General features: G+C 42.8%; 26 protein-coding genes, 1 other RNA gene and 3 pseudogenes. 3 read left to right on the plus strand and 27 right to left on the minus strand.

Annotation, left to right across the window (positions count from 1 at the left end; translation table 11 throughout):
* Window positions 1–58 precede the first annotated feature (58 nt).
* The 6 genes from hypF to HMPREF1039_RS03750 all read right to left on the minus strand — a co-directional run bounded on the left by hypF (window position 59) and on the right by HMPREF1039_RS03750 (window position 7,149).
* A complete protein-coding gene (gene hypF / locus HMPREF1039_RS03725; protein WP_007391077.1) occupies window positions 59–2,356 on the minus strand; it encodes a carbamoyltransferase HypF in 2,298 nt (765 codons plus the stop codon).
* Window positions 2,357–2,358: 2 nt separating this feature from the next.
* Window positions 2,359–3,390, minus strand: coding sequence for a nitrogenase component 1 (locus HMPREF1039_RS03730; RefSeq protein ID WP_007391051.1), 1,032 nt, complete (start codon window positions 3,388–3,390; stop codon window positions 2,359–2,361).
* Window positions 3,387–4,691, minus strand: a complete 1,305-nt coding sequence (locus HMPREF1039_RS03735) for a nitrogenase component 1 (protein ID WP_007391069.1) — start codon at window positions 4,689–4,691, stop codon at window positions 3,387–3,389. Before HMPREF1039_RS03735 ends, HMPREF1039_RS03730 begins: the two co-directional genes overlap by 4 nt.
* Window positions 4,691–5,443: a nucleotide-binding protein gene (locus HMPREF1039_RS03740; protein ID WP_007391056.1), complete on the minus strand. Its 753-nt coding sequence runs from the start codon at window positions 5,441–5,443 to the stop codon at window positions 4,691–4,693. Before HMPREF1039_RS03740 ends, HMPREF1039_RS03735 begins: the two co-directional genes overlap by 1 nt.
* 8 nt (window positions 5,444–5,451) lie before the next feature.
* Window positions 5,452–5,703 carry a TM1266 family iron-only hydrogenase system putative regulator gene (locus HMPREF1039_RS03745; protein ID WP_007391079.1) on the minus strand — a complete coding sequence of 84 codons (252 nt, stop codon included), beginning with the start codon at window positions 5,701–5,703 and terminating at the stop codon, window positions 5,452–5,454.
* Window positions 5,704–5,880: 177 nt separating this feature from the next.
* The gene (locus HMPREF1039_RS03750; protein WP_007391068.1) at window positions 5,881–7,149 is read right to left on the minus strand and encodes a dicarboxylate/amino acid:cation symporter; all 1,269 of its coding nucleotides are present in this window, start codon (window positions 7,147–7,149) and stop codon (window positions 5,881–5,883) included.
* A gap of 192 nt (window positions 7,150–7,341) precedes the next feature.
* Here HMPREF1039_RS03750 and HMPREF1039_RS03755 point away from each other — a divergent pair, with 192 nt between their 5' ends.
* Window positions 7,342–7,545: a zinc-ribbon domain-containing protein gene (locus tag HMPREF1039_RS03755; protein WP_007391064.1), complete on the plus strand. Its 204-nt coding sequence runs from the start codon at window positions 7,342–7,344 to the stop codon at window positions 7,543–7,545.
* 89 nt (window positions 7,546–7,634) lie between these two features.
* On the opposite strand, the gene HMPREF1039_RS03760 is transcribed toward HMPREF1039_RS03755, so the two are convergent.
* The 3 genes from HMPREF1039_RS03760 to HMPREF1039_RS03770 form a co-directional block, all read right to left on the minus strand.
* Window positions 7,635–8,513, minus strand: coding sequence for a serine hydrolase (locus HMPREF1039_RS03760; RefSeq protein ID WP_235720029.1), 879 nt, complete (start codon window positions 8,511–8,513; stop codon window positions 7,635–7,637).
* Between the two features lie 279 nt (window positions 8,514–8,792).
* Window positions 8,793–10,007: an ATP-binding protein gene (locus tag HMPREF1039_RS03765; RefSeq protein WP_007391082.1), complete on the minus strand. Its 1,215-nt coding sequence runs from the start codon at window positions 10,005–10,007 to the stop codon at window positions 8,793–8,795.
* Window positions 10,008–10,453: 446 nt separating this feature from the next.
* Complete coding sequence (locus HMPREF1039_RS03770) at window positions 10,454–11,962, minus strand: RNA-directed DNA polymerase (protein WP_007391052.1); 1,509 nt, start codon at window positions 11,960–11,962, stop codon at window positions 10,454–10,456.
* Window positions 11,963–12,132: 170 nt separating this feature from the next.
* Here HMPREF1039_RS03770 and HMPREF1039_RS03775 point away from each other — a divergent pair.
* Window positions 12,133–12,636, plus strand: a pseudogene (locus HMPREF1039_RS03775) (restriction endonuclease subunit S); the annotation flags it as partial.
* 2 nt (window positions 12,637–12,638) lie between these two features.
* On the opposite strand, the gene HMPREF1039_RS03780 reads toward HMPREF1039_RS03775, so the two are convergent.
* From HMPREF1039_RS03780 to HMPREF1039_RS03795, 4 genes are all read right to left on the minus strand, one after another.
* The gene (locus tag HMPREF1039_RS03780) at window positions 12,639–13,568 is read right to left on the minus strand and encodes a site-specific integrase (RefSeq protein ID WP_007391060.1); all 930 of its coding nucleotides are present in this window, start codon (window positions 13,566–13,568) and stop codon (window positions 12,639–12,641) included.
* Window positions 13,562–14,140 carry a restriction endonuclease subunit S gene (locus HMPREF1039_RS03785; RefSeq protein ID WP_050789547.1) on the minus strand — a complete coding sequence of 193 codons (579 nt, stop codon included), beginning with the start codon at window positions 14,138–14,140 and terminating at the stop codon, window positions 13,562–13,564. Before HMPREF1039_RS03785 ends, HMPREF1039_RS03780 begins: the two co-directional genes overlap by 7 nt.
* Window positions 14,141–14,229: 89 nt before the next feature.
* Entirely contained in the window at window positions 14,230–15,678 is a 1,449-nt protein-coding gene (locus HMPREF1039_RS03790; protein ID WP_007391087.1) for an ATP-binding protein, read from the minus strand.
* A gap of 190 nt (window positions 15,679–15,868) precedes the next feature.
* Window positions 15,869–16,621, minus strand: a complete 753-nt coding sequence (locus tag HMPREF1039_RS03795) for a type I restriction endonuclease subunit R, EcoR124 family (RefSeq protein WP_007391053.1) — start codon at window positions 16,619–16,621, stop codon at window positions 15,869–15,871.
* Window positions 16,622–16,688: 67 nt separating this feature from the next.
* Between HMPREF1039_RS03795 and HMPREF1039_RS03800 the strand changes: the two genes are divergently transcribed.
* Window positions 16,689–16,997, plus strand: coding sequence for a hypothetical protein (locus tag HMPREF1039_RS03800; protein ID WP_039891760.1), 309 nt, complete (start codon window positions 16,689–16,691; stop codon window positions 16,995–16,997).
* A gap of 143 nt (window positions 16,998–17,140) precedes the next feature.
* Here the strand turns inward: HMPREF1039_RS03800 and HMPREF1039_RS03805 are convergent, their stop codons facing one another.
* From HMPREF1039_RS03805 to HMPREF1039_RS03855, 14 genes and pseudogenes are all read right to left on the minus strand, one after another.
* Window positions 17,141–18,304, minus strand: a complete 1,164-nt coding sequence (locus tag HMPREF1039_RS03805) for a GNAT family N-acetyltransferase (RefSeq protein WP_007391071.1) — start codon at window positions 18,302–18,304, stop codon at window positions 17,141–17,143.
* Between the two features lie 77 nt (window positions 18,305–18,381).
* Window positions 18,382–19,302 carry a DUF2156 domain-containing protein gene (locus HMPREF1039_RS03810; RefSeq protein WP_007391055.1) on the minus strand — a complete coding sequence of 307 codons (921 nt, stop codon included), beginning with the start codon at window positions 19,300–19,302 and terminating at the stop codon, window positions 18,382–18,384.
* Between the two features lie 9 nt (window positions 19,303–19,311).
* A complete protein-coding gene (locus HMPREF1039_RS03815; protein WP_007391076.1) occupies window positions 19,312–19,920 on the minus strand; it encodes a DNA-3-methyladenine glycosylase in 609 nt (202 codons plus the stop codon).
* 3 nt (window positions 19,921–19,923) lie between these two features.
* Window positions 19,924–20,661, minus strand: a complete 738-nt coding sequence (locus tag HMPREF1039_RS03820; protein ID WP_007391070.1) for an IclR family transcriptional regulator — start codon at window positions 20,659–20,661, stop codon at window positions 19,924–19,926.
* A gap of 21 nt (window positions 20,662–20,682) precedes the next feature.
* Complete coding sequence (locus HMPREF1039_RS03825) at window positions 20,683–21,762, minus strand: efflux RND transporter periplasmic adaptor subunit (protein ID WP_007391057.1); 1,080 nt, start codon at window positions 21,760–21,762, stop codon at window positions 20,683–20,685.
* A gap of 19 nt (window positions 21,763–21,781) precedes the next feature.
* On the minus strand, window positions 21,782–22,030 hold the full coding sequence (locus HMPREF1039_RS03830; protein WP_007391066.1) for a pro-sigmaK processing inhibitor BofA family protein: 249 nt from the start codon (window positions 22,028–22,030) through the stop codon (window positions 21,782–21,784).
* A 10-nt stretch (window positions 22,031–22,040) separates the two neighbouring features.
* A complete protein-coding gene (gene recR, locus HMPREF1039_RS03835; RefSeq protein WP_007391089.1) occupies window positions 22,041–22,631 on the minus strand; it encodes a recombination mediator RecR in 591 nt (196 codons plus the stop codon).
* Window positions 22,631–22,948 (minus strand): YbaB/EbfC family nucleoid-associated protein, encoded by a 318-nt coding sequence (locus HMPREF1039_RS03840; protein ID WP_007391067.1) that lies wholly within the window; start codon window positions 22,946–22,948, stop codon window positions 22,631–22,633. The genes recR and HMPREF1039_RS03840 overlap by 1 nt, the downstream gene beginning before the upstream one ends.
* 18 nt (window positions 22,949–22,966) lie before the next feature.
* Window positions 22,967–23,131 carry a hypothetical protein gene (locus HMPREF1039_RS08165; protein WP_007391084.1) on the minus strand — a complete coding sequence of 55 codons (165 nt, stop codon included), beginning with the start codon at window positions 23,129–23,131 and terminating at the stop codon, window positions 22,967–22,969.
* Window positions 23,132–23,154: 23 nt separating this feature from the next.
* Window positions 23,155–24,213, minus strand: a complete 1,059-nt coding sequence (locus tag HMPREF1039_RS03845; RefSeq protein WP_407635200.1) for a hypothetical protein — start codon at window positions 24,211–24,213, stop codon at window positions 23,155–23,157.
* Window positions 24,214–24,225: 12 nt separating this feature from the next.
* Window positions 24,226–24,851: pseudogene (gene dnaX / locus HMPREF1039_RS07665) on the minus strand (DNA polymerase III subunit gamma/tau); the annotation flags it as partial.
* Window positions 24,852–24,925: 74 nt separating this feature from the next.
* An RNA gene (gene ffs / locus HMPREF1039_RS07670) (signal recognition particle sRNA small type) lies at window positions 24,926–25,025 on the minus strand.
* A 147-nt stretch (window positions 25,026–25,172) separates the two neighbouring features.
* Window positions 25,173–26,492 (minus strand): SLC5/6 family protein, encoded by a 1,320-nt coding sequence (locus HMPREF1039_RS03850; protein ID WP_007391088.1) that lies wholly within the window; start codon window positions 26,490–26,492, stop codon window positions 25,173–25,175.
* Window positions 26,493–26,707: 215 nt separating this feature from the next.
* Window positions 26,708–26,909, minus strand: a pseudogene (locus tag HMPREF1039_RS03855) (diaminopimelate epimerase); the annotation flags it as partial.

Genomic DNA, 26,909 nt, shown 5'->3' on the forward strand with positions numbered 1-26,909 from the left:
TTGTATTTTCCGCCGCAGTTTTACGCGTACTGCGGCGGAAAATACATCTCCTATACGGTTATTCTCTATACATGGCATGTACCGCCTGTCCCAACGCCAACCCGCCGTCATTCGGAGGGATAAGACTATGGGTTAATACGTTAAAGCCGTTTTCCTGTAAAACTTCTTCACACAGCCGCAGCAGCAAACGATTCTGGAACACGCCGCCCGTCAACGCCGCCACTTTGATACCGGTTTCTTGCCGCGCGGTCATACAAGCGCCGGCCACCATTTCCGCCACCGAAACATGGAAGCGATACGCAGTTTCTTCGATCGAACATTCCATCTCTATGTCATCCAATACATCTTTCCAGGCTTCCGCAAAATTCATCACTCGGAAAGACCCTCTTTTACAAAGCGGCTTCGGCATAAATTCAAACCCGAAAGAATATTCTTCCGCCGGCCACTTTTCCGCAACAAATTGCAACCGCATGGCCGCTTCCCCTTCAAAGGTGGACTCGCGACAGATGCCCAATATGGCGCTCACCGCATCGAACAATCTCCCGACACTGGTGGACGTAACCGTATTCACCCGTTCTGTCGCCATATATAACTGCGCCCGCCTTTCTTCGGAAGAGGCCAAGTGCAGTTCTTCCATTAACGCTTCCGCCTTTTCTCGCTCCTTTTCTCCGTAAAAATCATACAACAGATTCACGGCAATACGCCATCCTTCACGAGCCGCCGCATCGCCGCCGCATTGTTTAAACGGCGGTACGGAAGTATAGCGAACAAACGATTTCGGATCGCAAAGTAAAACCTCACCGCCCCAAATGGTCCCGTCCGTACCGTACCCGGTACCGTCAAAAGCAACGCCGATAACCTTATCCATATAATTATTTTCCGCCATACACGACAAAACATGCGCATAATGATGTTGTACGGGCACTACGGGCAAGCCCAATTCTTCGGCGACTTGCCGGGAATTATACTGCGGATGTAAATCGCAGGCCGCGACGGCAGGTTTTGCCGCCAACAAAGAGGAAAAACGCCGCATCGATTCTTTTAACACCGCTACTGTCCGCATATCACTCATATCGCCGATATAAGGCGACAGATAAAAAAGATTATCCTTACCGATACAAAAACTGTTTTTTAATTCTCCCCCGACGGCTAACACCTGTTTCTTTCTTCCCTTCCCCGCAAACACCGGCAAGGGTGCATAGCCGCGCGAGCGACGAATCATGTACGGACGGTTGTCATACCAATCCATTACGGAATCATCCGCACGCAAACGGATTTTTCGATCATGCGAGAGCACGAGATCGCAACAAGAAAGCATTTCCTGCCGTATGTCCTCTTCCGTACGACAAATGGGCGCTCCGGAAACATTGGCACTGGTCATGACCAACGCGGGAGGGACCTGTACCCCGTCATCATAAGTGAACAGCAACATATGTAAAGGCGTATACGGTAAAAATACGCCTACTTGCGGATTATGCGGAGCAACGGACGGCGCTAACCGCGAGTCCGTTCGCCGTTTTAATAACATAATCGGCTTTTGATATCCTTCCAACACTTCTTGCTGTTTATCCGTAATATAACACGCGTTTTTCACTGCCGAACTATCTCTCATCATAACCGCAAACGGCTTAACCGGGCGATGTTTCAAAGTTCGCAAACGAGCCGTCGCCGTTTCATCGGTCGCATCGCAACATAAATGAAAACCGCCCAAGCCCTTTACGGCAATAATTTTTCCCGCCGCAATCGCACGCCGCGCAGCACTGATGGCGTCCCGCCCCCGCTCGGCACGATCCAGCAAATAAACTTGCGGACCGCAATCCGGACAACAGACCGGTTGCGCATCATACCGACGACTTGTCGGATCTTTATATTCGGCCGCGCATTTTTCGCACATAGGAAACTCTTTCATACTGGTGCGTTCCCGATCATAAGGCATGGACTCCAAAATAGTCAGTCGCGGGCCGCAAGAAGTACAATTAATAAACGGATGTTGATAGCGACGATTTGCAGGATCCGTCAATTCTTTTTGACACGTAGGACAGACCCCGATATCGGGAGATACCAAAACCGTCCCGCCTTCTTTTTCACTTTCTACAATTTCAAACGAAGCATACGGCTCCTTTTGCACTTCCATCGTATCTATTTTTAAAATAACGGCACGTTCCGGCGCCTCGGCTTTTAATACTGTAAGAAATGTATTTTTTTGTTTTTCCGTTCCTTGCAATAAAATTTCCACATATGCTCCTTTATTGCATACTTGTCCTTTTATCGCCAGTTCTCTTGCCGTACGACAGACAAACGGTCTGAATCCTACACCTTGTACTACACCAAATACGGAAATACTGTATGTTTTCATATTTATCCTCTCCCAGATACTGCAAAATGCGGATAATCAATATACGTACCTAAAAACTCGGGAATCGCCCGTTTAAAATACACATCTCCTATAATACAATCAAAGTCGCCGTCGGCAACCAATGTCCGAAAATCATCTTCTTCCCGCAACACCGTATGCCCCGGCCTTGCCCACTGCGACGGACTCATAAACCAGGAAGCGGTATGCACCGACGCCGCCCCCGCTCGTAACAGTTCGGTCGCCAGAGCATTGGCGGCTACTTGCTGATGAACAATCAAAACATTTTTTTGAAAAAACATTTTTTTATGTGCCGTAACCGCTTCATATCCGAAATACCGACATATGTACGGTATTCCCAATCTTTTTTTTAACGCTTCCGCCCATAAAAGCCCGGTCGGAGAAACTACAATATTAAGTTTTGCCCGGCCCGCCTGTTCATAGTCTTCCAAGTGATCAAACAACAACACGCGTTGCCAACCTTCGCGGACTAACTGCCGGTGAATCGCAAGTCCGTCCCGAGGATGCATCAATTCCAACGGCACAGCGCCCAACACGCCGACCGTATGCGCATCCACCGCCGCCGTTTTCGCACCGAACGTTTTATCCAGTGCCGAATACGCCGCTTCCATCCCCCGATCGTACAGGGACATCCCGGTCGTCTGCAACGACAGTATCGGCACTTCGATTTTCTTCGCCAACATTCTCTCTAAGGCCTGATAATCCGTACCGATAACCGAAGGCACCGGCGTGCCGACAATCGCAATAAAAGAGGCTTGTATGTGTGCCGCCGCCCGACAAATTTTAGCTACCAGCCGATCATCCCGTCCCATAATCGCATCCATATCCCGCAAACCGGCGCTGAATACGGCACTTTTACGACCGCTGAACCACCGCGGCTCATCAAACCCGCAAATATTTCCGGCACAACCGCCGGCATCACAAATAACAACAATTCCCCCCAAACCGTATAAAACCGCCGCCGCACCCGATTGATCCGGGGCGAAAGGAGAAATATATTTCCACAATCCTTTCATGCGTTCCTCCTTTCTGTTAAAGCAGTATGTACGGCTTGTAATAACGAAATAACGCCGGCATATCCGAACGGCTGTATATCTTCATCCCAATATACATGTGCCGCGTGCGGATGATAATACGCACAATCTTTACCGATCGTCAAGTCGACGGGACAGTCGCGGTCTTCATAATACAACATAGTAGGCGACAAATTGGAATACACCTTCGTATCCGGACTTACGGCCGCCAAGTGTCGCACATACACAAAATCTTGCGCCGACAAATTGGCGAAAATTTCTTTCACGACAAATCCGTATTGCGTTAAAGCCAGAGCCATTTCATACGCATTACCGTTCTGCATTTCGCCGATGGAAACCGTCGTTCCGGCATGCTTCTCCCGCATCTTCGCTACCGCTTGCCGCGCTTGTTCCCACCGGGCGCCATCTTCCGCCGTCGTTCCCAAAACCGCTCCCAAGGCCTGATATTGCGTATGTATTTTGCTCACTTGATACAACCTGGTCAATTCGACGGCGGGAATACCCAATCGTTCCTGCATATCCCGAGCCGCCAACCGCGCTTCGGGATGTAAAATAATATTGAAGTTCGCTTGCGATAACGTCTTATATTCCTCAAAAGAACGACAGCGCGCCAATTCCTTGATAGCGGTAATTCCCATCTTGTGCAATATTTCATATAATTCGCAATCATCCTGCAACGGCGCAAAAAAACCGATAAGATTGACGGTTCGACGATGCCGGGTCTGTTTTTCCAACAACGAATACACGGCACGCCGCACATCCGCCATAGGCGGGTTTCTGCCTTCCCGGGTCAAGGCATACATATAGCAGGGAACCACGGGCAGCCCCGCTTTGACCGCGGCTTTACGACAGACCCGTTCCATATCCGTTCCCAACAAAGCATCTACACAGGTCATACAGACCATCACGACCGAAGGTCGCTTCGTAACCGCCTGTAAAATTTCCTCTATTGCCCGGGGAATTTTTGTTAAGTGGCGCCCCGTAACAATGTCGGTATCATCCATTTGGTAGTAAAAAAAACGCTCGCTGTATCCCCCCATTTCACTCAAAATAGTCGTATTACGACCGCAACATCCCGGACCGATTAACAGCATAATCGAATCGGGGACGGCCAACCCGGCCCGTTTCACCCCGAATCCCTGCGCGCCCGGGGAATTAAACGCCAGTGCCGCCGGCGAATTGTAAATCAAATGCGTAGAAGAAATAAGTTCTTCGGGAATATGGTTTTCTCCCGCAGCGGCCAAAGCCGCCATCGTAATACTATATGGTTGCAACGTATTCATTACGCCTCCTTTCCCAACAACGTCGCCAGTTGCAAAAAAGTTTGACTAATCGACGAAAAGGGGTTCGTTTCAATTACAGTTTTCCCTTGCTCTTCACTGTGATTAATGTCATCGCACCGGGGAATATCGGCGATCACGGGAACCCCGATTTGCGCGGAAAAAGCCTTTACTTTTTTTTCTTCATCGGGAACATTGCGACGATTTAAGATAATGCCCCGCACGGAGGCATAACTACGATCGGCAAAATTTTGTACCGCAACGGCAATATTATTCGCCGCATATAACGCCATTTTTTCTCCTGAAGTAACAATCAGCACCTGCTCCGCATATCCTTCTCGTATAGGTGCTGCAAAGCCGCCGCAGACCACATCTCCCAATACATCATATAAAACCACATCGGGACAGTACGTTTCAAACAGTCCCAAATCTTCCAGCAAAGCGAACGTGGCAATAATGCCCCTGCCCGCACAGCCTAATCCCGGCGTAGGGCCTCCGGTTTCAATACAAAGTATATTTTTATAACCGCGACGAGAGATTTCCGCTAAGCTTTGCGGGTCTTCATCATGCACCCGCATATACGACATCACCGATTCCAACGGTACGCCGCCCAACAAATTAAGTGTAGAGTCCGCCTTCGGGTCACACCCGATTTGAATAACTTTTTTTCCCGAATACGCAAATGCCGCCGACAAATTACTCGTCAAGGTGGATTTGCCGATTCCGCCTTTTCCATATACTGCAATTTTTAACATACTTACTCCTACCGGGGAAGCGGCGGATATATCGTTTTGGTACTGACTTCAGGAAGCATGCCCAATTTTCCGGATAAAGCGCTGATACAATCTTGCGGAGCATCGACAATGATACTGATCACATGAACCTTTCTGTCCTTATAAGGAACGCCCATGCGCCCGACGATATATTCGCCGTATTCATGTAAAATTTCATTCAACTTGTCCGTTGCCGTACGTTCACCGACAATAATTCCAATCAAGGCCAATCTCGTTTCCATACGAATTCCTCCCAAAAAAAGCTCTGTGCGAAAGCACAGAGCTTGGTATTCGAAATGTGCTTTCGTCTCGCTTGCGCAGTATTTCTTTGCAAGTAAGAACAAAATGCGAAATGGTAAGCTCCTTGTCAGAAAAAAAACTTTCAAGTTGCTTTTCTGCTAACAGTATAACAGATTTTTTTAATTTTGGCTATATTCTTCAATTTTTCCTTGCACAAAATCATCATAACGGCGCTTGAATTTTTCGCGATTCATTTCGCCTTCCCAACACGCCACCACCATGGTTGCCATACAATTACCGCAAACATTGCAGATCGTACGAATCATATCCAAAATACGGTCAATTCCCAATAAAATGGCGACTCCTTCCGTCGGTAAATGAAATGCGGCGGCCGTCGCGGCCACGACAATGATTCCGGCACCGGGTACGCCGGCAATCCCTTTCGTGGAAAGCATTAAGGTCAACATAACTAAAATCTGCTGTTCAATAGGCATTTGAATCCCGTATAATTGCGCAATAAATAAAATGCAGGCCGAACTATATAGGGTGGAGCCGTCTAAATTAAACGAATAGCCGGTAGGCATCACAAAGGTAACAATATTTTTCGGCACTCCCAAGGTTTCCAACCGTTTCATGGCACCGGGAAGAGCCGCTTCACTACTGGCGGTAGAAAAGGCTAATAATAAAATATCCTTTAACGATTTCAGGACATGAAAGAAATTAATACGAGTAAAGGCGCCGGCAATGACCGCGACAATAACAATAAATAAAAACGTGGCCAACGCCACGGAAGCAATTAATTTGCCCAGCGGAATTAACATTTCAATACCGTAACTGCCGACCGTATACGCAATCATCGCAAACACCCCGATCGGCGCCAAATGCATTACATACCCGGTGACTTTAAACATGGCTTCGGCAATACAACGACAGCCGCGAACGATCGTTTCTCCGTCTTTCCCGATATGCGCCACGCCGACTCCGAAAAAGCAGGCAAATAAAATAATTTGCAACATATCCTGACGGGCCGCCGCATCAATAATATTCGTCGGAATAATATGAACCACATAGTCCACTAAATTAATGCTGTGCTTTCCGGCGGCCGCCACTTGCCCGGCATCCCCGGCGGAAGCGGCAATATGGACCCCTAATCCGGGTTCCGTAATATTCATAATAATTAATCCGACAGCCAACGCAATCGTCGTAGCAAATTCAAACCAAATAATAGATTTGCCGCCGAGACGACCCAATTTTTTAAAGTCCCCCGTACCGGCAATCCCCATAACCAGGGTGCTGAAAATTAACGGGACGACAATCATCTTGATAAGGCGCAAGAAACCGTCGCCGAAAGGTTTTAATTTATCACCTACATCGGGAAATAAATAACCTACTAAAGCGCCCAATATAAGACCGATTAAAATTTGTGTGCTTAAGCCTAATTTTTTCACGTATCCCAAAACTCCTTTTCTCATTATAAAAAGAAAATATATTCACAGCGTCATTATTATACGCTATTTTCTACTATATCTCAATGTTTTGCAAGATTTCCCTGATTATCTATTAAATTTTTGCGTTCTTTATTCAATCGTCTTTCTTTTCTTCGATTTTTTAACTATACTATAAAAAAAGGAGGCTTGCCTATGTTTTGTCCCGAATGTCAAACAGAATTACGGGAAGGTGTTCGCCAATGCCCGATTTGCGGCACACGTCAACCGATCACCCTCCCCCCGCCGGAACCTACCATGCCGCAGGCGCCGCCTAAAACCTTGACGCCATATCGTTTAATCGGATTTTTAATTATCCTGCTGATTTTGCTTATCGGCTTATTTCATTTACAACAGTAAACAGACATTCTCTATATGCCGCAAGAAAACCGCCTCTCGGAAAAACATACCGTTCTTTCCGAGAGGCGGTGCATAGAGAGTGTCTGTTTTTATGATTCAACTAACATCCGTGCTATTTTTTTCATAGTTTCAATACCGTCATACCGGGCAATTTGATCCGTCATAATACAAAGAATGTAATCTCCGTGTGACGTAAAAATAATACCGCCGTCATCATACAAATTCGTGACTTCCCCGGTTTTATGCGCAATTTTCGCTTCCGGCAAAGCCGTAGGAAAACATTCCGTATCCGTTTGCCCCAATAATAAATCAATCATATATTGATCCAATGCAGGATCGACACATTTTTTTTCATAGACCCGGCGGAACCAGGTCCCCAAATCGCGTACGGAAGTTCTATTTTTTCTGGTTTCTCCCGGTGCGGTTTGCGCCATCATTTTCCATTCCAAACGAGTTTCCGTATAGCCGTGCTGTTGCATGTAATGATTAATCGCATCCATCCCGACCAGGTCGATCATCAAATTGGTGGCTGTATTGTCACTTTGCGTAATCATTAATTTCAATAAGGTGCGCACATCCACCACCGAACCGTCCGGATAGCCGCATAAAGAACCGGCACCACCTACTTTATCCGCTTCCTGTAAGGTAATGGTTTGATCGAAACTCATTTTTCCCTGTTTAATCTGTTCCATAGCGGCAGATAAAATAAATACTTTGATCATACTGGCGGAACGCATTGTATGATCATTGTAGATCACCGGTAACGCTCCCGCTTTACAAGGCTGAAAATATACCGCATAGATCCCGTCCTGCGATTGCAATTGCTGCTGTATCCGCTGTAACGTCCGATCATGTGCCGCCTGCTGTGCCGCCGTAACCGTCGTCTTTTGAGCCGCCTGCATAGGATACGGTATATATCCGAAATGTCGCGCTGCCGTTACAGCCAGAAAAAGAATAATAATGACCAATAGTACCTTACGTAATCCCCGTTTTTTTCTTTTTTTATTCGTCGTCTTACCGGCATATGTTTTCTCCCTCAGTATACGGCTATTGCCCCTGTACATATTGCTACTTATTATAACGTATTGTAAAATCATACGTCAATAATCCCGATTTAATACCATTCATTAAAACTTATAATTCTATTCATTGGTTTAATTATGCGATTTCCCAAGGATTTTTCCTAACATAAAATCCCATAAGGGACATAAAAGGGGCAAAGCCCTCCAGACTCCCCAGATACTATGTCATCTCCACTCTTTTTCCAGCAGGAAGTCGCGAATATTTTGGTGTTTTATGCCGTTCCGACTCATACCAAATTCGTCCAGCGTAAGGACGTACTTAGGGTAATTGTCCCGAACGCGCTCATAAACGCCAAACTCCCGTCGAATCGTGTCCTCTGAAGCCAACAAGTAGGCGACTTGGATATACAGCCGATTACCTTGCAATTCGCAGATAAAATCAATTTCTTTATCGCCCATTTTACCTACAGTCACATCGTAACCGCGGCGCCGCAGCTCTAAATAGACGATATTTTCTAAAACCAAATTGATGTCTCGCTGGTTGCCACCAAATACGGCTTCCCGCACGCCGTGATCGGCCATATAGTATTTCTCGTTCACCGTAAGAATTTTCTTTCCCCGAAGATCTTGCCGTTTCACTTGGTAAAACAAAAAGGCGTCCGTACAGGCTTTCAAATACCCTAAAACCGTTTCCGGCGATACGGAACGCCCCTCGCTTTTCAAGTACTTGGAAATAGCCGTAGACGAAAAGGTCGTGCCGATGTTAGCCGTCGCATAGGTAATAATCCGCTCCAGCATATCTACGTCGCGAACTTTATTACGTTGAACAATATCTTTGAGTTCCACAGAGTTAAATAAATCTTGCAAATACTGACGACAAGCAGTTTCCTCATACCGAAGATTGGCTAAGTAAGGCATTCCCCCGGCGGTAAGATAACGGTTAAAACACGTCCTAACATCGGCTTCCGGGAAAATAGTACGGTATAACTGAATAAATTCATCAAAAGAAAAAGGATAGATGACAAACTCCACATATCGTCCGGCCAAATACGTAGCCAGCTCGCCGGAAAGCAGCTTGGCATTAGAACCTGTAATATAAATATCGCAGTCCAGCTCCACACGGAAAGAATTGATACATTTTTCCCAGTCCTGCACTTCTTGGATTTCATCAAAAAAAAGATATACTTTTCCTGAAATCTGCGCCGCCCTGCGTATAATTTCATCATGAAGGGCTTGAGCCGTACAAAGGCCGGCATTGCTCATATTTTCAAAGTTAATAGAAATAAATTGGGCTCGATCCACGCCAGACGCCATTATTTTCTCCTGAATCAGCGCCAACATAACCGACTTCCCGCTGCGTCGGATACCAGTTAAAACCTTGACTAAATCGTTTCCGATAAACGGCCGAATACGGCTCATATACATCTCTCGCTTAATCATGAGTTTCCCTCCCCTCCATCATAAAATGATAATATCACAGATATATCTGATATTCAATTTATTTCATCATTTTTAACCGTTATACTAGATAAATTCATTATTTTTATGAAATATATCAGATATAGGATAGCAAATTATGCACTTAAACTTCTTCTATTACATCCAACATTTTATAATTAACTTTGAACTTAATTTAGCCAATATCCCCATCAATATATTCCCTCTGCAAGTTGTCGATAGATAATACTAGATTCTGCCAAAATAAGAAGAGATATGTTTTTAAACTTTGATAGAATGGAGCCGTAACATGCCATTCTGAAAAGAAAACAAACTATGTCTAAAAAAAAGTGTGCAGCTCAACAAAAAAGTACATATCTATTGTTACAGACCAACGTGACAAAAATTTTTGATGCTACCAAAGGTTATCTAAACACACCTGCTTCTTTTTATGGATATTTTACAAAAGATACGCCAGCTTCTTTCATAGGTTTCCATTCGTCTTTTAGCTCACGTTTTGGTAGACTTTCATAGACAAATAGCCAATTTCTATTAAAATCATCTTCATTTAAAGCCAATTCATGAGCATGAGCTTTCATCTTTTTTACAGCAGCATTGTTATCTTGTTTTTTAAAATATAAGAAAACAAAAAGTTTGAACAAGCATGAATTACTGTTAATAGCCTCTTCCGGGTCAACTTCACTAATTACAAAATCATATTTGATTGCAAAATATAGCGCATAACATATTAACTCATAATTTTTTTCATCCAATCCTTTCTTAAATATTTTTTGAGAAATATTGCAAATTTGTTTATTTGAATCAATAAACTTTTCAAAAACATTTTTATCAAGCAGAGGAACCAAATAAGGATAAATAAGACATAAATGGAATATAGTCTTAATATAATACTCTTTAGCATTGGAAGTTAGCTCTTGTTTAGCCAATATCTTAATTGCGTAATTTAGTATAGCAGCGTTTCTTTTATTATTTTGCATTAGTTCGATAGCTAAATCCAAATATGCTCTGATACCAATAAAATCTAGCTTCCCATTCCGGTACATAATTGATACAGTATTTATCTTATAAACCCATTGTTCAGCAGAAGCAACTGGAAGCTCTTTGATTTCAGTTTTTTTATAGTTTAGAGAAAGGTCAAAATTACGAAGTTCCTCTCTTAATTCAATTAAAAATTTTTGTCCAGCTTCATATGTATCTACATAGCATGTATAATCATCAATATTCCTAATGTATCGCCAACCATTATCATAAAGTTGTTTATCAATAACAATTAAAATTACCTCTGCCAAAAGGTTTGAAGTATGAGGGCCAATTAATAAACCGTGAGTTTCTCCATTTTTACAATTTTGTACCAAATGATCGATTTGATTATACCACTCTAACTGGTATTTATTTCCACTGTAAGCTTTCGCATGCTTTTTTCCAATTAATGCCCAAGGAATGGCATGTGTATAAATACTGGGAAAACAGGTTGAAATATCAGCTTTGACAACATACCTACTTCCAATCAATAAATCTGGTTCAGGAGATCTATCTGTTTTCCAATTAGAATAATTCATTGAAAAAAGCGAATTGCTTTTACCAAGCTTTCGAATATGAATGCGACTGATTTTATATTCTTGATTTACAGTCTGACTTGAAAAATGAGCTTTCAGTTTGTCCCAATTATCTGCAAGACATTGACACAATTTTTGGTATGCCATTGGATTGGGAATCCCCAATGGGCGTGGCACATTTATATTCCTCATGCTTTCGTAATAAATGTATTGTCTCCACTTATTAGCAAATGGTTTATTAAGGGTTGCACAATAGGCATAGAATGCCTCAGAACTAAAAATAGGCGGGAGCTTTTCTGTAAAAAGCCCATACGCAAGTAATCTTTTGTATAGTTCATTAGAAGAAATATCATTCATAATATCTGCATAACTTTTTAGCAAACGATCTCCCTCCTTAACACTAATCTTTAATATTAATATTATATCATGCAGGCTTAGTCATTAAAACAAAAGAAAATTATTCTAGTTGAAAGTAACACTCCCCAAATAATACAATAAGTATATAAGTTAAATTGTATAGTTCATTTTAGGCTTTTGTTTGGGAACAGCGTAAGTTGGGGGAGATTGTGGGAATATATGACGGTGTACATCAAACTCCAAAATATCAAGACAGTGGAATAATGTTTTTATCAGTAGAAAATATTACAACTTTACAATCTGCAAAATACATTTCTGAAGATGATTTTAAGCGATATTATAAAGTTTACCCACAAGAAAAAGATATTCTAATGACTAGAATTGGTGATGTGGGAACAACAAATGTAGTAGCCGATAATCTCTTAAAAGCGTACTATGTCAGCCTTGCGTTATTAAAATATAAGAACACGAATCCATATTTTTTGAGCAATGCAATTCAATCTGATTATGTAAAGGAAGGATTGTCCAATAGAACCTTAAAAACAGCAATTCCGATGAAAATCAATAAAGACGAAATTGGAAAAGTTGATGTAATGTTGCCAACATTGGTTGAGCAACAACAAATAGGCAACTATTTTAAGTCCCTCGACAACCTTATCACCCTTCATCAGCGTAAGTATTATATGCACCAATACTAACTTCAACTTAGTCCTGCTAAGGCTCGCATAATCAAATCAATATCCTGATTTTCGAGCTCTTGGATAATGTGCAGATATGTTTTTTGTGTTGTGGTCATGCTGGAATGGCCTAACCTTCTAGCAACGCTGGCAATAGATACTCCTGCAAAAAGGAGTAATGAAGCATGGGTATGACGAAGTCCATGAATAGAAATAATGGGTATATTTGCTTTTTTACAATACCTCTCTAATATATTATTTACTGTCGAGTTATAAATCCGATCCTTAGTAATAAAAATCGGTTTATCTATCGGCAGCCTTTTTACTAGTTCAGCAAACTGGATTACTGTTTGCCAATCAATTTGAATCTTCCGAATAGAGGAACGATTTTTAGTCGGCATAAAGCCGCCCTCTCCCTTATAGTCCCAGGTATTACTTATGGAAAGCATTTGATGGGCAAAATCAAAATCATTGGGTGTAACTGCTAACGCTTCGGAAAAACGCATCCCCGTCGTTGCTACCAAAAGAATTAACCAATCCCAACTAATGGTATTCTGTAAATTCAGAGTATTCAATAAGGTGTGAAGCTCATACTGATTGAGATATTTAATCTTTTTTGGAGTTGGCGTTTTCCCTTTAATAATAGCTTTTCTTGTAGGATCTTTTAGAATAAAGCCGTCATCCACAGCATCGATAATAGCCCCCTTTAGCTGATGATGAAAGTCCATAGTGGTTTGTTTTTCATGGGTAAACGCATAATCATTTAAAATCTGTTGATAAGTAATTCGCGATACGTCACAAAGTTTAAGTTTCGGTGCTAATTTTTTCAACCATACCAAAGTCATCTGATATTTCTTTAGCGTAACGGGCCTAATAGCCCCTTCCTTATACACTTTAATCCATTGTGCATAATAATCGCAAAAAAGATCCGTATTTTTAATTTCTCTTAACATAGTTTACCTCCATTTCTAACGCATATATACTCACGCTGATGAAGGGTGATGAGGGTGTCAATATGCTGGAAATATTCACCAATTCTTTTCTGTTCGGAATACGTAGGTAAATCAATTTCGAGACCAGTAACAATCGTTCCAGAAAGATTTCCTTGTCCACCTTGTAAGTATTTGCTAATAATGGGTTGCTTACTTTTCCGTAACCATTGCATGATAAACTCAGAATCAAATTCAGCGTGTGGTTGTATAGCTAGAATTGCTTGATTTATAGCCCCATTCAGTCTTGAACGACCAACCTCACCACTTGTTGCTCCATATAACGCATATAAAATATCACCTTTTGCAACGGTCTTAGCAGATGAGTTTTTCAGGCCTTCTTCAGATAAGAATAATTCTGTAGAATCACTGTTAATTTCGGCTGATCGGATAAAGGGAATATTTCCTTCATAATACTTTTTTTGTCCCACTGAAGGGGTACCACCAGAATAACTTTCTGCAATATCTTTCAGCTTACGCTGTTCCCAAGCAAAAATTAATATACACAATAAATCCAAGCAACATGTATATGCCATATTATTGCAATAATATAAAAGAGCCAAGGATATATTCCTTGACTCCCCAAAATCAGCATATTTAATTTAATAAGCCACTTATCATTTTACTATTGATGTGCAGCGACATATTTCTGCGTTCGGCTCTTAGGCCGTTCCGGACAGGTCATTTTCAACGTTCCGGCTTCTACTAAAGGACGCACGTATTTATTGATAGCATAGCCGACGGTTTTTACTTGTAAAAAGTCGGCAATTTCTTTTCTTGTCCGCGGCGTCCGGCAAAAATCAAGCAAATTTTTCTTCCCGTTCTCTGCATCTGTCTCCGCAGTACCTGCTTCTACTGTATTATAGAATGTGACGACAAATTCATTGCGCCTGTTTTCAAATTTAGGTTCAGGCAATCCATAGGCTTTCATTTCGTTACGCATCGTAGGGATACCAGAATACCGATTTTCCGCCTCCGTCATACTCTCGGCCATGACGGCCAATGCGGGATTTCGTATGTCTGTCTTGGCAATACCTAATTGGTCTACTGTCATTCTCCCATATAGGCTGCCGGGGCTATGGATTTCCATTCGATCGGTAAACATGTCAATTTGAATGGGCATCCCTTCCGTATAAAAGCTATAATCGCGATGAATAACGGCGTTCAATACGGCTTCACGAATGGCAGCAATCGGATATTCCGTCTGGTCTTTCCGTTCTCCCGTTGTTCGGTCTATGACCGTCCTCACCTTCATATTGCGAACGCAAAACGCAATAGCTTCTTTTACCATAACAGTTAGGCTGCCTTCAATTCTCTTATTGTCTAGAAAACGAACATCTTGCTCCGTTGTATCGCCAATGGCGGTCCCCGGCACGATGATAGCCGTTATGCCTAATTGCGGAAAATATCCTTGCGGATATATACCAAAATTCAGCAACGCCGCCAATATAGGCTTACCGTTTCGCAATATATTCAGCATTTCATACATCATAGCCTCCGGCAACTGGGCAAATTTAGGCCGGTCAATTTTTTTCTGCTCAATATAGAGAGCTACACTGTCTTGATCTAAAGATTTTAAGCTTGCCCGTTCCACAAGGCGTTCATCGTCATGCAAATGCTTTCGGAATGCTTCCAAACTATACAACTCATAGTCCGTCATATGTAAATCGGCATCGCCAACGCGAATATAAGAGCCTTTAATCCTTCCGGTCCCGGTATAATAACAAGGTCGTTCCGAGATGTCCAGGCCTGGGATTTCTGCGGAACAAATATAGGCGCCGTCGTATTCGGCAACCGTAAAAACAGCTCGCACCGGCGGCTCCATTTGTAAACACTGAGCCGTAACTTTTTTCTGCAAGTCCTGCAAATCATACACGCCGACAATTTTGAAATCCTGCGTTTCATCTATGCCAAAAATCAAAATTCCGCCGTTATCTTGATTGGAAAAACTAGACAATGTATCATACAACCGATTAGGACACCCTTTTTCCGCTGCTTTTAATTCAATATTTTGTTTTTCCGTCTTTTGATTTATAATTTCGTTTACTAATTCTATTAAATTTTCTGGTAGCATTTTATAATTCACCACCTTTTATAAAATCAATGTCCTAAAATTTTATTATCTTTTTTATATTTTATTATTTTCAATCATATTTTTATATATTTTATTATCAAATGATTATATATCATATATTATATTTTATATTTTATATTTGTCAATTACCTTTTATATTTTATCCACATTCTATATCCCATTATAGCAGTTAATTCGGCTTTTTTATTTCAAAACCGCCACGTAAAATAAATTCACGCAATATTTTGTCAATTTTCACGGGGATTTTAGGAGGTATAATTGATTTCCCTTCGATTTTTTCAAAATACGCTTTAGCTTTCTGTTTATCCACTGTTGCTTTCAAAGCATCAAACCGCCCAAATTCATTGATATTGCCCTCTGTGATTTGCAAGGCCATAAGAGCACGAAGTTTCTGTTCATCTAGTCCAAAGACCTCAGCAAAACGATGCAGTTGATCGTCCTTGGCTTTGGTCATGTATTCCGTAATGTAGTCTCGCAAGGTTTTGTCACCTTCTGGTACCACATCGCCCCGCTGAATGTCATGTAGGAAAATATTAGCATATTTTTGTTCTTCCTGCGTCAACGTCGCAAACGTCTTATGCAGTTCATCGACAGCTTGTTTAAGCGCCTCTGCATTATCTCCTTCTTGTCGGAGTATCTTCGGGAATTTCTCAAAGCGGGTATTCATGTAATCCGAATCAATCATATCCGTGTCAATAGCTGTAAGATAGCCTTCAATATCATAGGGTACATCTTCATCTCCATTGGAGCCATCACCCGTCCCAAATAATTCTTTATAGCGAAGCGCTAACGTTTTATAACTCTTTTCGTCTAAGGCTACGTTGATAATATATGATTCAGCGGATTCATCTTTAGTAAATTCATAGAACAGATTATTCCAGGTAAAACTTGGCGTTTCAATCGATTGGCTTTTAGGCCGCATTGATTTTCCTTATTCTAATTTCATTTTAAAAAGCCTGGAATCAAAACATGTTTTACCAATTTTACAAATGGCAACTCTCCCTACACCAACATATTATGCGAATGAAAGTGAAAGAATTAAAAATTATACATTGGGAATTAAAGCCAATATCCTTTTTTTATGCAACAGGGCATTTCGTAAAACAGTATTCAAATTGGTTCCCTACGAACAATTGATTCGTGAGAATTACCAACTAACAAGTGTTGAACAAATAATGGAATCTCGCAATATCATGGCAAAAGAACTTATCTCTTCAAATGCTTATGCTTTATTGCAAAAAGACATAACTACTCCTTTATTTGATTTAGAAGCTGCCATAAGTAAAGAACATCAATAGCATAGGGCTACAAGGGGCAAAAAAGGGGCAAACTTTTCTATGTTTTTGTATTCATAGAAAAGTCCGCCCCTTTTTTCGGTACGCCGAAAGCGGCTATTTTATGCGATTTTTGTTTGTCTTGGCTTCAAGGAAATTCCTTGTTTTTAATACCATTCATTAATAAAACAAGACGTAGGCGGAAACACTTCCTGCAATGCGGCCAATTCTTCCTTCGTTCCCCGTAATTTATCATAAAACGCCAACTCCTTTGCCTGTACGGCACCCCATACTAACAGTCCCAACGAACCGATCGGCATGGATACACCTTGTCGACAAGTCGTTTTTTCCACCTTTCCGCACCCGTTGTCTACGGTTAATTTCCACCAACCGGTATTCCATTCCGCTAACGGATCCGTAATATGTAATACCATTTCCTGCCGTACTGTTTTTGCATACGGAATAGCTTCCAAACAATGTGGCACGTCTACAATCCGCCCCGTCATAAACGGAATCGTTTCATGCCCTTTTTTCCCGTCCGGATAAAAGCGATACGATTGATCCTGCAGGCCTTCATTCCATTGAAAAACATCTCCTTGTGAGCGATGATTGTACATATATGCTAATAACCCTTTTTTTCCCTTCCAGGAAGAATAAATAAATTCTCCGGCATAAATAATGGGGTCTCCCAATTTATAAAAAGCATACCCTACCGGTTCTTCGCCGTCATAACAAAGGACAATATTCCCTTCCGCCAATTGAGCTTCTATATGACTGTGCCATGACGCTTCATCTCTCACCGCATATCCTGAAAGCGATTTCGTATACGCATCATATACCTGTTTTAAATCCTTCCACGCCTGAAAAGATTGTACAAACTTATAGCGCATATTTTTTTCAGTCAACGGGCGCAATGCGTCCAAAGACAAGGTTTCCCGCCATTGATGACAATATAATTCATATCCGTACGGTTGATAAAACCCTGCTTTTGAAGGCATAAGAATCTGTATATACTGCCCCTTCTGCCGCATTTCCCGCAACGCCGCCGCTAACAGTTTTCCGCCGGCACCGCTACTTCTGGCTGCCGGCTGCGTCGCCAACCCGACAACATACGAAGTTTCTACGTCCCGACCGCGCAATCGCAACGTATACGGATTTAAATGCGTCAAACATTGTACTTCTCCGTCTTCTTCGCCCAATAATACTTGTTCGGGCTTATAATATTTCGTAAAGTACCATTGAAAAAACGGGTCCTCTTTCGGTTCAAAACAATAGTCCCACAAAGATTCCACAACCGCGCGATCTGCCGGTGTTGATAAACGAAACTTCATATGCTGTTCCCCCCTTAAAAATAAAACCTCCCGAACGGAGAGTTCGGTACTTTCTCCGCCCAAGAGGTATACGACTCTCAGTCTTTTAACGTAACATCAAATTTTTCTACAAAATGACACGGGTTATACGATTCCTTGGAATGTCGCAATCCGGGAATTCCCATGTCTTCTTCTCTGTTAATATACGTCGTGTGACTCCAGGCATGCACGACAAATTCATGATTAATAGCCTGATACAACCCGCGAATCTGCGGATCGCTCTTTTCAAAATGAATAATGGCCGTATCATTATTCAACATTTCTCCAACCGAAAACGCAACAATTTTATTAAAAATCCGAATCGCGCCTCCGGTTGCCCCCAACGCCGTCCAATGACGAAAAACCTGTTCAATAGCCTGCCGTTCACCGCTCAGTTCAGCAGCGTCTTCTTGATCGGCATGTTGTTGATACCAGGTCGTTTCCGCCGCCAAACATTCGTCCAAAATATCTTCCGTAATCGGTTCATATTCCCAGCGAGCAATATATTCACTCCGAAAATGATTCAAATTATTTTTCTTTTGCCTATATTTTTTACCGGAAAGATTAATTAAATTTTGTGTTAAATATACGTATTCATAATTATCCCGATCCGGGGTAAACGTATAACATTCCGGACAGTATGCCCGAATACGTTCGGCTGCCGCCGGCGTTACGCCTTTTAATAAAAACGGATAGCCGTGATCGGCAAACCATTGCTGCATACGTTCCAGTCCCTTAATAAAATCGCTGTCTTTACCGGTAAAGGGCGGTATCCAAAATTGTTTGTTCCCTCTTCCCGAACGTATATATAAAATATTATTTTCTTCCGCCCATTGAATTTCATAAGGTTTTTGCCAGGCAAATAACGCCATAAACGTGGCGTCCGCCTGTTCATACCGGCGTTGTTTAAAATATTCATCAAAACAAGGTTTATCTTCCAACTGTATTTCTTTAAACTGTATAATAACGATTCCCTCCAAACTATGTACTTATCCCTTTGATACAAAAGGATTTCCTTTTATAAAAAAACGCCAAGGAAAAAATTTTCCCTTCTCCGCATACTCAATATGTATGCGCGGACCGGTACCGATAGAAAACCGCTCCCCATACGGCGACCCGGCAATATATAAGGAATCTCCCCACAACGGAAGCCCATTTTCTTGACGCGAAATTTCCATGGCCGCACAAAGTTTTCCCGGGCCGTTAGTTACGGCGGGATTCATCTTTTCCCGCCGGCGATTGTGCAACATCGCCTCTATTCCCCCGACCGGTTCTACCGCTCGAATCAGCACCGCCTGCGCATCGTCTTTTGCCGACGTTACTACATTAAAGCAATGATACATCCCATAAATTAAATATACATAACTGATGCCGCCGGCTTCAAACATGGGCGCATTTCGCAAGGTACGACCGCGAAAAGCATGAGAACCGTCATCCGCCGCCCCTTTATAAAAGCCGCCATACGCTTCCGTTTCTACAATTTTTCCTATATATTCGGCGGTCTTTGTACAATGGATAAGATATTGTCCCAATAATTTGGGAGCAATATGTATCGCGGCGTCTTGAAATTCTTCTTTACTCCATGTCATAGTTTTCATATTTTAATGATGTCCTAATAAATGAGAAATCTCATTCGCATATTGATTAAGTGTAAATAACATCTTTTGCCGTACAGAATCGTAAAAACGCATAGTCGGTCCGGCAATCGTTAAAGCCGCCGCAATCCCGCAGTTTCCCTGCAGTATAGGAACCGCTATAGCAAATAACCCGTGTTCACTTTCATCTTGTGTAACCGCATACCCGTGTCGACGAATCGCATGTAATGCCGACAAGGTAATCGCCCCGTATTCTTCACAAATACGTTGTTGTTCCGCCGGGGACGACCATGCCAGTAATACTTTTCCCGCCGCGCCTTTATAAATAGGTACCGATTCTCCCGCCGGAATGACCCGTCGCAAAGCATGGGAACTTTCTACCGCTTCCAAACACAGGCGACTGTCGCCTTCGGCAATATAAATACTTGCCGTCTCATTAAAATCTTGTTGCAACCTTCGTAAATAAGGTTTTGACAACGTACCTATATTGCCGGTGCGCAGAGACAAACGACCTAACGCCAAGGCCTTATCCCCCAATCGATATTGACGTGTTTTCAAATCGCGTTGTAAATATTGTCTTTCCGCCAACGTATTTACAATACGAAAAGCCGTAGAAATATTCAGCGTTGTATATCCGGCAATCTCTTTTAACGATAACCCTCTATTACTTTTTAGAAATAAGTCCAGCACGTCTAAACTTTTTTCTACCGACTTTAATAACCCCCGTGTATGCGACTGTTCCACTGTTACACCGGCCTCCCGTCTTTACCGAGTCTTTACTTTCATCCCGATTTGTAAAGAAGCGGGCGGATCGGAAACCACCCGTTCTCCCGCCTGTAATCCGTCCAAAATAACTACCCGTCCGGCGACGGTATCCCCCGTCAAAACAGCCCGCGTATCCACGATACCTTTATCATTGACAATGTATACAAAATCGCCGCTGTCTTTCGTTTGTACCGCTTTTTTAGCTACAGTCAACTGTGGCGCCTGCCGCTCCGTACTTAACCGCACATAACACAATTCCCCGGGAGAAAATGACTTGTCGGCATTGGTAAAAGTGATTTTAGCGACAAACGTTCCTGTAGACGGATCTTTTACGGTCGTCAAGTACGTCAGTCGTCCCGGTTCCGTTTTTCCGGAAGGATTCATAATATCAATGTGCAACCCTCCCTTATGCCATGCATCTCCCAAAGTTTTTATATAATTTTCAGGTACGGTTACACTCACTACCAACGGAGAAATTTGTTGTATCGTCGCCAGTACTTTTCCGGCTATCGCCAGTGACGGATTATCCGCTACCGCTGTAATTCGTCCGGCAATAGGCGATACGATGACGGCATTGGCGAGCATGGCTTGTGCCGCTTCTACGGACGAAGACAACGCCGCCGTACCGGTGCCCGCTGTTACCGGAACGGCGGCAACCGCCGCTTGCCGCATAAGTCGGTCATATTCTACCCGGGAAATCGCCCCCAAGTTATACCAATTCGCCAACTTGGCCTGCTCCGCCGGATCTACCTTCGGTGTTACCGGCGCCGCTACCGCCGAAGTTGCGTAACGGGCCGTCTGTACTTGTCGCCGATATATACTGTCGTCTACTTTCGCCACTACTTCCCCGGCCTGTACTTCTTGGCCCTTGACCAACGGGGTCGTAACAATTTTTCCCGAAAGTTTCGGAATAACATTCACTACCGTTAAAGAAGATACGCTTCCTTCTAACGTCAACGTGACGGGCGCCTGCGAAAAAGAAACCGTTTCCACCTTTACATCCATATTCTTACTGCAACCCGCTAAGCCTATGACAACTGCAACGACTCCTATGAGGGAAAGCCATTTTTTTAATTGCACAAGATCACTTCACTATCCGTTAATGTAAAAACGTATAATACAACGTTACTAAAACTGTTCCCGGAAATCCGAAAATACCAATAATCAAACCGGTTACCAAAGTAATAGGAACGTGTGCCAAATGAAGGATATGACCGTATGTATTCACTATATGAAGAACGACCAATCCGGAAATAATATGAAAAAACAATTTTCGCAAAGGTGCCAAAATAAGTTTATTCAGAAAAAAAAGAATAACGATTCCCAAGATAATCCACCAATATTGCATCTATAGGGCCTCACATTTCCAGACGATTTGCCACTGCACCGGCTAACGTCGCTTCATCCGCATACTCAAGATCACCGCCTGCAGGCAGCCCTCTGGCAATACGGGTAACGCGAATGGGAACGGGTTTAAGCAATCTGGCTAAATACAAGGCGGTCGCTTCCCCTTCCACATCGGGATCCGTAGCAATAATAACCTCTTTTATTTCCGTATTTTCCAACCGTTGCAACAATTCTTTAATACGCAAATTATCGGCACCGATGCCGTCTAAAGGCGACAAAGCCCCCTGCAATACATGGTACAGGCCGCCGTAATTGCCGCTGCGCTCAACAGCCAACACATCTTGCGGCGTTTCCACCACGCAAATCATGGACCGGTCCCGTTTACGATCACTGCAAATAGGACAGGGATCTTGTGAGGATAAATTAAAGCACTGCGAGCAAAAACACATTTTTTGTTTTGCCTCCTGCAACGCATGAATAAACTCATTTACCTTTTCTTGCGGCTCCTGTACCATATAATATGCCAATTTACGCGCAGTTTTAATCCCGATTCCCGGCAACCGGCGAAATTGCTCTGTTAAACGATCTAACGGCGTATCCATTAAAAAAGCCCCGGAATACGCATGCCGTTAGTAATCTTGCTCATTTCTTCAGACATCATTTCATCTACTTTTTTATTCGCTTCATTAACTGCCGCAACAATCAGATCCTCCAGCATTTCCGTATCTTCCGGATCTACAATCTTCGGATCAATGTGAACGGACTGCACAATTTTAGCACCGTTAATCGTAATCGTTAACGCACCGCCGCCAACCCCGGCTTCTACTGTACGATTTTTTAATTCATTCTGCAACCGTTCCATTTCCTTTTGCATCTTTTCTACTTTTTTCATCATGCCCTGCATATTACCGCCAAACATTTTCATTCCTCCCCATAATTAATTCAATTTATTTTTTTCTTCTCTATATATATTACATTCTCCTACGATTTTGAGCAACGGTTCCATTAACGCCCGTGTCTCCCCGTCCATTGCAGGTACGCCGGCAGCCGCTGACCAATGCGCAGCCTCTGTTTCAAATTCTGAACTCCCTGTATCCCGCATTTCCGAAGAACTCGCTTCACCGGTCAGGGACTGTTTTTTTTTTCAAATTTCCCCAACATAGGATCCGCAGCAAGAAAATTTTGTACCCGGCATACCTGTCCCGTAACTTGCGAAAACGCCTTTTCTATACATTTGCCCGCCTTTTCTCCATTTACTATTTCCATATGAAACGGACTGTTATAGGTCATAACCGCCTGCCCCTCTGCCAAATAAAACAATGTTCCGCACGCAAAACACCGAGAAACGGCCGCCATTTTTTCTTTTTTTAAAATAGTTTCCACTTGCTTAAATACGTCTGTATAAGAAAAGGTATCGGCCGCCGGAGCGGTTGCCGCCTCCTCCGTATCTGCTTCGGGAAGTACCGGTATTTCTTCCGTCTTTTTATTCTCGGGAATAGCTTCCGCCACTGTCCCGGAATCCGTATCACCGAAAGAAGGAAGCGGGACCGTCGTATTCGCGACACGGACCGGAGCCGACGATTCGCCAACACCTTCCTGATTTTCCGTTGCCGGGGAAAGAGCCGCCACATTGTTTTCGCTTCCGGCAACTTGCTGTCGTCGTAACCGATGCACTTCTTCTTCCAAAGCTTGCAACCGTTGCCCCCAAGAAACCGGCTCGGTCCCGCTTTTCGCCGCAGGAACCGGTTGTGCCGCGCGTAACATGCCCATTTCCACAACAATCCGCGGCATGGGCGAAGTTTTTGCCTGCCATAAGGTTTCCTGTAAAATCTGTAACATGTCAAATAAGCGCCCGCTCTGAATCCGCTTCGCCTGTTCCTGCAATAGAGGCGCCATATCTCCATAAGAAGACAGCACCGCCGCGTTCGCATCCGCCCGGCATAATACTAACGCACGTAAATGTTCAATACAAGCAGTTAAAAGAATCGTCGGTTCTTTTCCCAGATGAATGATCTCATCAATTTTTCGAATAATTTCTCGACCGTCATTATCCATCAGGACCCGACAAAATGAAAATACCCATTCCATTCCGATTAATCCCAGTATATTTCTTACCGTATCGGCATCGAGTACGGTCGCGCCGGTGCCGACACATTGATCCAACATACTTAAGGCGTCGCGCATACCTCCTTCCGCTTTTACCGCTAACACACGAGCCGCATCCGCAGCCAAAGAAAGATGTTCCTGCGCGGCAACATAAAGTAATCGCGCCGCTATATCGTCACTCGTAAGTCGTCTAAATTCATAGCGCTGACACCGGGATAAAATAGTAATAGGAATCCGTTCCGGTTCGGTCGTAGCTAAAATAAAAATAACATGTGCCGGCGGTTCTTCCAAGGTTTTAAGCAGAGCATTAAACGCTTCGATCGTAAGCATATGTACTTCATCAATAATGTAAATCTTTTTTTACCTTCCGCCGGCATAAATTTAACCGTTTCCCGCAACGTCCGAATGTCTTCAATACTGCGATTGGATGCCGCATCAATTTCTACTACATCCAGCGATTCGCCCCGCATAATATGACGACAAATTTCACAGGTATTACAAGGATGCCCCTTGGTACCTTGTTCACAATTAACGGCCCGGGCAAAAATTTTGGCCGTACTTGTTTTTCCCGTACCGCGAGGACCTGAAAAAAGATAAGCATGCGCCACCTTATCCATAATAATCGCTTTTTGTAATGTTTCTGTAATTTGGCGTTGTCCCACTACATCTTCAAACGTTTTGGGCCGCCATTTACGGTATAACGCAACATATGCCATGATTAACCTCACAGAATATAAAAAAAGCAGCTAACTGCTGCTTATAACCAACCGAAAAGTACTCGTGTATGATAACCCGTCAGGTTTCCCTGTGGCACATGAAAATAACTATTTATCGCTGCTTCCTCTCGGACCTGACGAGGTTCATAGGTTTTCATTGCACAAGCCCCGACGGATTACCATGCACCGGTACTTTTATTAAGTTAGCGATATTATTATAGCTTGAAATACTATATTTAGCAAGATATAATCGATATCTCTTCGCTATTATTAAAAAAACAAATCCCCTACAACAACCTGCGCCGCTGTAGGGGACTTTGTTTAAGAGAACGCTAAAATAGGCGATATAATCAGAAGAATGCCGGTAGCAATAATTAAATATAAAGACAACCCTTTCAACTCTCGCAACAACGGTACTTGATAAACTAAATAGGCAGGTATCAGACAGCCTACCAAACCGAAAATGGGACTGCAAATAGAAGTAAAGCTTAAGACCGGCGCATTGAGAATAATCGCTCCCCACGACATTAATACGGCAAAAACAAGAATACCGAACGATACTGCCCGGGTCGATATTTTATCTTCCGCAATGACCCGTTTTAAAGCATTCATCGTCAACCCCTGACAGGCTTCTCTGAAGCCCAAAAAGACCCCGAAAAAGGCGGTTACCACGGCAAAAATATTTAAAATTAAACTCATAATTTTTACAGATTCACCGGGAATCCCTTTAGCCGCCAAGGCTAACGCGGAAATATTTTTATCATAGGCCATCACAGCCTGTTCGTGTCCCATAGCCAAGGTAAAAGAAATAGCATAAAAAAATACTACCACAAACAATATTCCGAAGGCAATATTCATGGCTCTTAATGATTTATATCGTGCCACTTCAATAGATGTATTGTGAGAACGATAAGAAATAACCATGGGACTGAGGCTTTGTAAAAACAGAATGGAAGTTAAAGTAAACGGCAACATAATAATGGTTTCACGAATTAAATACGCCATATCGGGAAAAGCGCCGATATTGGCCAAATTCCAATGTTGCACCATTAATATCCCCAGTACGGCGACCACTCCCAACTTGGTTAACACCATAAACGTGGAAATTTTAAAAAGCACTTTTTCACCGCGCGAAGCTAATGCCACTAAAAGACAGATGATGGCCAAGCCGTATAAAGGATTATGGGCTAACGATTGTTTCGTAATGCCGAAAGTAACTAAAAACGAGGCACTATCATTATTAATCGCCGTAGAATATACAAATACCCAAATAATAAGCATGATAAAATATAAAATACCTAAAAAGAATCCCCAGTTTTTCCCTAAATAATTGCCGATAACTCCGGGGTAATCTTCACATCGCGGCGATTTGGCCAAAGTATTAATAAATAACCGCTGAAACAGATACATCGCCGGATACCCGATAATAGAGGACAGTAAAAAAACCCAAATACCCGCTAATCCTACTTTCACAGGTAAAAATACAATACCGGCACCGATAGCCATACCGATACTGAGAATGACCCAACCCCAGTCCGTACTGTCAAATGCTACCGCTTTTCGCCACTCCGTCTGTGACATGCCGGCTTTTTCCCAAGGAAAAACACGGCGTGCAGACTCCGATACACTTTCATGTTTCATTTCTCCTCATACTCCTTTTATATATGATTACCATATTGGTATATTATTCATAATATCATAATTGTTTCCGCTTGCACAAGAATAACCCGAATAATTTATTATGCCTAATTTATATATATAAAATTTGTATCAAAAAGAAATGCAATATATTACAAAACCGGTGCTTTTTTTACAATGCGGCACCGGTTTTTCTGTGTAACTTTCTTAAATTTTTTCTATTTTTCTTCCCATTCTCCGGTATACGAAACCGCTGCCGGCCCTGTCATATACACATTGCCGTCGGTTTCGCTATAGTCAATATGAAGGGTCCCTAAATATAATTGAACATCCACCTTTCTGCCGGTAAAGCCGTTTAAAAAAGAACCTACAGCACACGCGCAGGAACCGGTTCCGCAAGCAGNGCGCGCGCGCGTCCAG

This window comes from Megasphaera lornae, from assembly GCF_000214495.1.
Classification (GTDB): Bacteria; Bacillota; Negativicutes; order Veillonellales; family Megasphaeraceae; genus Megasphaera; species Megasphaera lornae.